Here is a 9,412-nt window from a genome sequence, read left to right on the forward strand (position 1 = left end):
CGACTACTACGGCGTCTACCGCTCCACCTGGCTCTCCGCCACCGGGCAGCCGCAGCCGCTCCGGACCACCGTGGACGGGCTGCTGAGCGGCGACGACGGCGACTGCTCCTCCTACAGCGGCCGCTGCATCGTGATGTGGGCGAGCGGTGACGGCTTCCACGGGCGCCGGAACGATTCGTACAGCGATGACACCGTGCTGTACGAGAACGGGAGGAGCACCGCCGGGGGGCCGAGCGTCACCACCGGCATGAGCAGCGGTGAACTGGTGGACCTCTCCGGCCGGTTCGGGCTCGTCGCCTCGGCGACCACCGTCCTGCGGGAGGAACCGTACGTCGTCGAGTTCCCGAAGTCGGGTGCCGGAACCGTCCGCGAACGGCGCACCGACCTCACCGCCGCCCTGTGGGGCTCCACCCTCTGGAGCGCCGCCAAGGACAGCCCGCGGGTCACCTCGAAGTCGCTGGTGTCCGGCGCGGCGGGCCCGTCCTTCACGACTCCCAACGCGTGCGCTCCGGCCCACCTCCAGGCCGCCGGCCGCTGGGTCTACTGGTCCTGCGACCAGGACGGCTGGACCCCGGGGACGGGTTCGGGCGTCTACGACCGGCAGACCGGGCGGACCATGACCCTGCCGGGCCGCAACATCCGCAACGTGCTGCTCGGGGACGGCTACGTCGTGCGGCAGGACCCGGAAGCGGGCCTGCGCCTGTACGACCTGCACGCCGGGCTCCCGGCCTCCGGCTCCGCCGCCGACGTGCCCCAGCGGACGCTGGCGACCGCGGCCGACCTCGGCCCGGACGCCCACGCCCGCCGGGACTGGACCGTCGACCGCTTCGGCGGCCACGTCGCGTACGCCGGCACCGACGAGCGGATCCGCATCGTCGCCACCGGGGTCCCCGCGCCGCCCGTCACCGTGATCGACTCCGCCGTCACCGGTGCGGCGCTGAACCTGGCCGCCCCCGGCACCGCCTGGTCCGGCCGCTGGTGGACCTCCAAGCCCACGGGTGCCTGGAAGGTCACCGTGAGGGAGAACGCCACCGGAACGGTCGTCCACACGGCCTCCGGGCCCGAGGCGCGCGGCCGGATCGAAGCCGCCTGGACCGGGAGGAACGCCTCCGGCCAGGCCGCGCGGAACGGCGGCTACACCTGGACCCTCACCGCCCGGCCCGCCGACGGCATCGGCGCCGACCTCTCCCTGACCGGCGCGCTGACGGTGACCGGCGGCGCCCCCGCCGCCCGGCCCGCCTGGCACGACGTCACCGGCGACGGCAAGGGCGACCTGCTCGGCCTCACGCCGGGCGGGACGCTGACCGTGCGGCCGGGCACGGGCACCGGGAGCGTGGGCACGGGGCCGTCGGCGACCGGCTGGCCCTCCTCCTCCCTGCTCGTCCCCTTCGGGGACCTCACCGGCGACGGGTGCGGCGACCTGCTGGTGCGGAACGCCGCCGGGGCGCTGACCCGCTACGACGGCGGCTGCGGCACCGCGTTCTCGCCCAACGGGAAGCGGGCCGGTCTGGGCAGCGGCTGGCAGATCTACAACCACCTCTCCGCCCCCGGCGACCTGACGGGCGACGGGCGGACGGACCTGCTCGCGCGCACTCCCGCCGGTGAACTGTGGATGTACGCCGACAACGGCGCCGGCGCGTTCAAGCCGAGGGTCCGGGTGGGCACCGGCTGGCAGATCTACAACACGGTCGTCGCGGCCGGCGACCTGAACGGCGACAAGGCCGGCGACCTGCTCGCCCGGGACAGCGCCGGCGCCCTGTGGCGGTACTACGGGACGGGCAGGGGCACCTTCGGCCCCCGGGTCGGGATCGGCACCGGCTGGCAGACCTACAACACGGTCGTGGGCGTCGGCGACCTCAACGCCGACGGCAAGGCGGACCTGGTCGCCCGCGACGCGGCGGGCGCTCTGTGGCGGTACAACGGCACCGGCACCGGCACCCTCTCCGCCCGGGTCCGGATCGGCACCGGCTGGCAGATGTACGCGCGGCTGGCCTGACCGGCGCGCCGCCGGGCCGAGACGCCCGGTGGAGCGCGGCGCTTCCGGCTCGGGCCGCCCGCTGAACCGGGGCGCCTGGCGATGCGCGGCGCTTCCGGATCGGGGCGCCTCCTGACCGGGGCGCCTGCCGTTTCCGGCGCGTCCACAGGGCCCGTACGACACCTCGGTGGCGTACGGGCCCTGCCCGTCGAGCCGCCCTCGTCCACGGGTCCGACGGCGGCGGGATACGCTCACGTTCTCGACGGGAGCGCGGGCGCCGGCCAGGGGGCCCGGCGGAACACCGCCCAGCCCCGCCTTCTCGCACATCAGGTTTCCCGGGGAGGGACCCCTCTTTGACTCGTCACCCCCGCGCGCGGCGACCCCGCGCGCGCATCGCCGTCCTCGCCGCCGCGCTGCTGGCCTCGGGGATCGGCGCCGCGCCGTCTGTGAGCGCCTCGCCGATCGTGGGCATCGACCAGCTGGACATCGATCCCGACTGGCGTGCCGTACCACGCGGCGAGATCGTCACCGCCGTCTCCGCGGGCGGCTACGCCCACGCCACGGAGGACGGCGACCATTTCAACGGCGACCGGCTCGTGTGGACGGACTTCGCGACCGGCACGAGCGTCCCGCTGGGCTACGAGGCCCACCCGCGCTTCGCCGAGACCGGGGTCGGCGGCCGCTACGCGTACGTCGAGCCCGCCCTCGGCGAGTACGCCGTCCGCGACCTGGCGACCGGCGTCCAGAAGCCGTTCACCCCGCCGTCCGACGCGAGTTACGTGGGACTCCTCGGCGGCTCCCTGCTCTTCCAGGGGAACACCGGGTTCTTCCTGGTGCAGGCCGCCGACCTCACCGGCCCCCGGACGCCGGTCACGGGCTGGCCCGCCGACGCCGACCTGAGCACGGCGCGGCTCGTGGCGGGCGACGACACCGTCGCGGTGATCCGTTACGCGAGCCAGGGAAGCGCCTACGACTTCACCGGGCTCGGCCTCGTCGAGCTCGCCACCGGTCGCGTGACCGCGATCGAGGACGCCGCCACGGCGTACAGCAGTGACTCCAGCGGCCCGGTGGTCCTCGGTCCCGACCGGATCGCCTGGGTGGACCGGTCGCGGACCGTGCACGTACGGGACCGTGCCCTTCCGACCGCCGCCGCCGAGCAGACCTTCGCCCTCCCCGCCGACCTGGACGCCACGGGACGGATCGGCCTCGTCGGCGACTGGGTCCTCGCCCTGACGAAGCCCGGGGGCGCGGACCCGGTCCTGCGGCGGAAGCTCGTCGCCGTCCACCCGGACGGCCGGACGCTGACCCTCCTGGAGAAGGCCCAGGCCGAACTCAACCAGGTCACGGGCCAGGACACGGCCGCCGCGGCCGTCGTCGGCGGCACCGGTCCGACGGACTGGGCCCTCCAGAAGGTGGTGCCGGGCAAGGACGGCACGCCGCTCCTGGAGAAGCTCGCCGCCCCCGTCGAGCCGGTCGCCGCCACGGTCGAGTCGATCGCGCTCGGAGCCGGCCGCCTCTCCTCGCTGGAGTGGGGCGGCTCGCGGGGCTCCGGCTTCTTCGAGCGGACGCTGCCGGTCGGTCCCCTCCACACCGGGCAGTCGAAGCCGGCCCCGCTGGGCGCCGAACAGAAGCGCCTGGAGCGGAACAACCCGCTCTTCGACAGTGGCGACGGCCGCACCGTCCACCTCGCGCACGAGGACTTCAAGCCCCTGGAGGTCGTCGCCCGGACCGCTTCCGGCCGGGTGACGCGGGCGCTCACCGGCGAGAACCACGGGCAGCTCGCCGATGTCTTCGGCCGGTGGGCGGTCTTCCAGGGCGGCAGCGGCCAGACGCTCGTCCTGAACCTGGACGCACCGGCCGGCACCTCGCCCGTCGTCCGCAAGCAGGCGAGGACGGCGGCGGCCGTCTGGGGCGACACCCTCTTCACGGGTACGGCCGTCAACGGCGAAGTGGTCCGGACCGACCTGACGACGGGCAAGGCGGCCGGAACGTTCTCGACGGGGGCCGGGTGCCCGGCGACCGAGTTCCAGGTCTCGGCGGGCCGCTGGCTCTACTGGGCCTGCGGACAGACCGGCGCGCACGGCGTCCACGACCTGCGGACCGGTGCGCGGCTCGCGCTCGGACAGGGCGTGACCGGCGGCGGGCTCCTCGGGGACGGTTTCTACGTGTCCCGGGACGCCGCCTCGTACCTCCGGGTCACCGACTTCCACACCGGTACGGCCCGGACGCGGACGCTCGTCGACGCCGCGCCGGTCTCCGGACCGCGCCGGGAGACGTGGACCGTCGACCGGTTCGGCGGTGCCGTCGCGTACCGCGGGGCGGACCAGCGCGTCCACGCCGTGTGGACCGGCGTACCCGCCTCCGACCTCACCGCCGCCTCGGCGAGCGCCCCCGCCTCCGCACGGTCGAAGGACGGCTGGAAAGCGTCCTGGACGCTGTCCAAGCCCGCCTCGACGTGGCGCCTGAACATCCGCGACCCGCACACCGGGACGGTCGTCCGCAGCTACGGCGGCGGAGAGACCCGGGGCCGGATCGACATCGCCTGGGACGGGCGCACGGCGGCGGGCAAGGTCGCCCCGAACGGCCCGTACGTCTGGGACCTGACCGCCAACACCGCCGACGGGCAGGGCCGGGACCTCGCCCTCTCCGGCGGCATCACCGTCACCGGCGGCACCCCCGGCCGGCGGGATCTGGCCGGAAACGACCGGCAGGGTGATCTGCTGGTGATGGACACGGCCGGACTCGTCTCGATGTACCGGGGCAACGCGTACGGCGGCCTGTCGTCCCGCATCGCCGGTACGGGCGCGAAGTTCCCCACCACCTCGGTCCTCGTGCCGTTCGGCGACGTGAACGCCGACGGCTGCGCCGACGTCCTCGCCCGCGTCGGGGACCAGCTGCGGTCCTACCGCCCGGGCTGCGGGCAGGTCGTCTCCGCCTCCTCCCCGTACACCGCGCTCGGCTCCGGCTGGGGCGGCTTCGACGTCCTGACCTCGCCCGGCGACCTCGACGGCGACGGCTTCACCGACCTGATCGCCCGCCAGGCCTCCAACGGGGACCTCTACTTGTACGGGGGCACCGCGGACCACCGTCTGAAGCCCCGTGTGCGGATCGGCACCGGCTGGAAGCTCTACACCAAGCTGATCGGCGCCGGGGACCTCAACCGCGACGGCCGCGACGACCTGCTCGGCATCGACACGGCGGGCGTCCTCTGGCGCTACTACGGCACCGCGACCGGCGGCCTCTCCCCGCGCGTGAAGCTCGGCGGCGGCTGGAACGGCTACTCGTCCCTGGTCGGCCTCGGTGACCTCTCCGGCGACGGCGTCACCGACCTCGTGGCCCGCGACACCGCCGGCCGCCTCTACAGCTACGAAGGCACCGGCTCCGGCGCTTTCGGCGGCCGCGTCCTCATCGGCACCGGCGGCTGGAACGGCTTCAAGGGCCTCTTCTGACCCCAGCCCCACCACCCGCCCCGCCCCGCCCCGCACCCCCGCGGCGCGGCGCGGGGCGGGGTGTGTCGGATACTCGATCTGTTCCGCGTACCTCTCGGGCTATGCTGCATGGGCGTGCTTGTCCACGGGCCGTTAGCTCAATTGGCAGAGCAGTGGACTTTTAATCCATTGGTTGTGGGTTCGAGTCCCACACGGCCTACCGATGGCGGGGGAGGGGAAACCCTCCGACCTGCTGAGGAGCGCCCCACCTGGTTCGACCGGGTGGGGCGCTCCGTCGTTTCGCGGGGCCGCCCCGCGAAAGGCGGCGGCCGGTCCCGCGAGGAGCGACGGTCCTCACGGGGAGCCGTGGGTGTCTCCAGACACGTGGCGACGCATGGGCCGCCCGCGGGGGAGCAGCCTGATTCGAGTCGGTGCTGTGGCCGGGGGCGCCCCGGAGGCGGTGACGTGAAGGTTGAACTGTGCTGCGCCCCCGTTCATTGCCGTTCGCAGCTCCCTGCCCGGCCGGCCGGGCACGTACATCAGCGCGGAGGTGGGTATGTCCCGCACCACCGCTCACAAATGGGTCCGTCGCTGGCGGGCCGAAGGCGACGCGGGTCTGCACGACCGTTCCAGCGGACCCCGCATCGCACACCCGGCGCGGTCGAGGGCCGTGTCTGCCTGCTGAGGAACGACCGCAAACTCGGCCCGATTCTGGGCCTTCCCGCCTCGACCGTGCATCGTGTCCTGGTCCGGCACGGCCTGAACCGTCCGTCCTGGCTGAACCGTCCCACCGGCGAGCCGATCCGGCGTTACAAACGCGACCGGCCCGGCGAACTGGTCCATGTCGACATCAACAACCTGGGCAACATCCCCGACAGCGGCGGCTGGCGAACCGTCGGCAGGACCGCCGACGACCGTAATCGCGAAGCCACCACCGCTCGCGAGAGCTCCATACCGGTGATCGGTTTCAGCTACATCCACTCGGCCGTCGACGACCACTTCCGTGTGGCCTACAGCGAGGTCCCTGCCCAACGAGCGCCAGCACACCGCCATCGCCTTCTGGCAACGCGCGAATGCGTTCTTCAGCGCGCACGGCATCACCGTCGAGCGGGGACTGACCGACAACGGCGCCTGCTACAAGTCCAAGCTCTTCGTCCAAGGCCTGGTTACGGCCGGCATCGCCCACAAGAATCCGCCCCTGGTGTCCGCAGACCAACGGCAAGGTCGAACGCTTCAACCGCACGTTCCTTGACGAGTGGGGCTACCGGCGGCCCTACACCTCGAACCACGAGTGGACCGAGGCCCTGGCAGCCTTCCTCCACACCTACAACCACCACCGCTGCCACACCGCACGCGGGGGACACCCATTCATCAGCCGTGTCAACAACGCTGCGGGACAATACACATAGCCCTGCGCACCGCACATCGGGGCAACTTCCATCTCGCGTAGCCGTCCCGAGAGTCGGTCCGATCTGGACGGGCGGGCATCGGCCGACACGCCTCCGGACATCGGCGGTGAGAAGCGCCAGCGGGGCGCAGCTCCAATGGGCGGCCCTCGATTGTGGGGCCCGGCAATGATCGCCGTCGCGGCTGAAGGTCACGTGAACCGGTTCCGAATCGGTGTCGGCGCAGGTGGAATCAGGGTCGGCCTCGAATGGGGTCGAACTTTCCATTCCATTAACCGGTCATTCATCCTTTGTTCGAGGAAATCCACCTTACGGCAACAGGTCGAAATGCGAGACGCGGCGATTTCCGGTCGCGAGAGGTGGTGATTTCGTTGATTTTGAGCCTGATTGAATCGAGTGATTGGCTCAAGTGTGTTGCTCGTCCTGGTGAGATGCGTGCTTGAGGTGCGGCAGATCGACTCGATAAGTTGATTGTGAAACCTCGGGGGAGGTGGAGGTCAAGCGACCTTGGTAAGCCCTGTTCCCCCGTTTGGTCTCGCCTCGGTGACTTCCGTCCAGGGGCGGGGAGGCCGTCAGGGCGCCTCGAAACGCGAGAGCGCACTTCGGCCAGGGGGCGAGTGTTCGGCGGTGGCGAGAATTAGAAAGGTGCTTGAGGCGATCTTTGTGTCGTGTGAGGCTGAGGTGGCTGCAATGGTGGGTGAGGGATACGCGTCCACGGTGCAGCACGTCCTTGTATGTGACTGAAAGGGGAGGGGCATGTCCTTCGGAATTGGGGTCCGGGTCACGGTCACAGCTGCAGCTGTGGCAGCACTGATGGGTGCCGGTCAAGCGTTCGCCGGTGCCGGAGAAAATCTGGACTCAAGGTACGAGAATTCCGCGTACGCATACAGTCATGGTACGAACGGCCAGGTTGCGATAGCCGACACAGCGGGGGACAGCATGGCTGTCTACACGCTGTACGACCGCAGGAACAACACAGGACTGCGGCTCGACAATCACGACGGCAATGGCTCCACGAAGTACAGCGGCATGGACACCACCAACTACGTGAGCAAGGTGACTGCCTGTCTGAACATCCAGCTCAACCCGGACCGGTGCGGCCCCGACGACCGCCCCGGTGACGGGCGCTGAGCATCTCGGCGGTGGAGCGGTCCAGGCCGCTCCACCGCGCCTTCTCATTCACCTGGCGAGACAGTGAGGACAGCACGTGAGCACCGCACACGGCACGGACACCGGGAAACCCGTCCTGGAGATCGCGGGACTGACGCACTCCCTGGGGGCGAGGGAGTTGTTCACGGGGCTTTCGCTGAGCCTGCGGGCCGGGGAGTCGGTCGCGGTGACCGGACCGAGCGGGTCCGGCAAGAGCACGCTGCTGTCCTGCGTGCTGGGCCTGATCGCACCGGACGCCGGATCGGTCAAGGTGACGGGCACCGAGGTCGTGGGGCTGCGGCCCGGACGGCTGGCCGCGCTGCGGGCCCGGTCGGTCGGCATGGTGTTCCAGTTCGGCGAACTCCTGCCGGAGCTGAGCCCCTTGGACAACGTGCTGCTCGCGGCGCTGCTGGCCCGTACCGGACGTCACGACGCCCGCGAGCGGGCGCGCACGCTCCTCGACGAGCTCGGCGTGCCGCCGGCGGTGACCAGCGAGGAGCTGTCCGGCGGTGAGCGGCAGCGCACCGCGGTCGCCCGCGCCCTGATCAACGAACCCGCGCTGCTGCTCGCCGACGAGCCGACCGGCGCGCTGGACACGGAGACGCGCGACCGTACGGCCGAGATGCTGTTCGGCCTGCCGCGCCGCCACGCGTGCGGGCTGCTCGTGGTGACCCACGACGCGGGCATCGCCGCGCGGGCCGACCGCGCCCTGCGGCTCGACGAGGGCGTGCTGAAGCCGCCGGCCTCCGGGGCGTCCGCGTGACGCGGGCCGGTGGGACCGGGAGCCTCGCGGGCCGGCTCCTCTCCCTCGGGCGGATGGCCGGCCGCCGTGCCGAGGCGGGAAGCGTACGTGCCGTGGCGCTGCTGCTCGCGACGCTGGTCCTCATCCTCGGCCTGGGCGGTCTCGTGGCCGTGCACGCCGTGTACGCGGGCAAGGAGGAGCGCCGGACGGCCCGGACGCCCGTGGTGCTCGAGGGGGTCCGGGATGCTGCGGCCGGCGCGACGACGTGGCTGGTGGGGTCCGACTCGCTGGAAGGGGAACGCCGGTTCAGCGTCGTGTACCTGGCCCCTCATCAGGGCGACGCGCCGCTGCCTCCCGGGCTCGACCGCTGGCCGGACCCGGGCCAGGCGGTCCTGTCACCGGCCCTGCGCCATGCCGGTGCCGCCGAGGACATCGACCACCGCTACGGCCCCCTGGCCGGCACGATCGGCGAGGAAGGACTGGACGAGCCGTCCGAATGGCTCGCCTACGTCCGGCCGCGTGACGGCCTGAGCGCCGAGCGGCCCGCCGACGTCGTGACCGGATTCGGCCCGGCGGCCGGACCGGTCCGGCACGCCCTGGAGCCGGGATCGGGCCGGCTGGACGACAAGCCCGAGTGGATGTTCCAGGCGGCGGTGACCGGCATGTTCGTGCTGCCTGCCTGCGCCCTCCTGGTCGTGGCCGCGCGCACCGG

General features: G+C 72.2%; 4 protein-coding genes, 1 tRNA gene and 2 pseudogenes. All 7 read left to right on the plus strand.

The genetic code is table 11. The annotated features are described in order from the left end of the window. Window positions 1–1,996 (plus strand): FG-GAP-like repeat-containing protein (locus tag RIF68_RS16075; protein ID WP_309051940.1); only part of this gene is annotated, 1,996 nt, incomplete at its 5' end. 332 nt (window positions 1,997–2,328) lie between these two features. Then, entirely contained in the window at window positions 2,329–5,424 is a 3,096-nt protein-coding gene (locus tag RIF68_RS16080) for an FG-GAP-like repeat-containing protein (protein WP_309051941.1), read from the plus strand. Between the two features lie 126 nt (window positions 5,425–5,550). Further along, window positions 5,551–5,623 (plus strand) — tRNA-Lys (locus tag RIF68_RS16085). Between the two features lie 300 nt (window positions 5,624–5,923). Further along, window positions 5,924–6,812: pseudogene (locus RIF68_RS16090) on the plus strand (IS481 family transposase); the annotation flags it as partial. 936 nt (window positions 6,813–7,748) lie between these two features. Then, window positions 7,749–7,940: a hypothetical protein gene (locus RIF68_RS16095; protein WP_309051942.1), complete on the plus strand. Its 192-nt coding sequence runs from the start codon at window positions 7,749–7,751 to the stop codon at window positions 7,938–7,940. A gap of 76 nt (window positions 7,941–8,016) precedes the next feature. Further along, complete coding sequence (locus RIF68_RS16100) at window positions 8,017–8,721, plus strand: ABC transporter ATP-binding protein (protein ID WP_309051943.1); 705 nt, start codon at window positions 8,017–8,019, stop codon at window positions 8,719–8,721. A gap of 53 nt (window positions 8,722–8,774) precedes the next feature. Next, window positions 8,775–9,412, plus strand: a pseudogene (locus RIF68_RS16105) (ABC transporter permease); the annotation flags it as partial.

The organism is Streptomyces sp. (assembly GCF_031178505.1).
Taxonomy (GTDB): Bacteria; Actinomycetota; Actinomycetes; order Streptomycetales; family Streptomycetaceae; genus Streptomyces; species Streptomyces gulbargensis.

Bases quoted from the DNA above. Each gene is read 5' to 3' on its own strand.
- RIF68_RS16095 (WP_309051942.1), top strand. From the start codon at position 7,749: ATGGCTGTCTACACGCTGTACGACCGCAGGAACAACACAGGACTGCGG.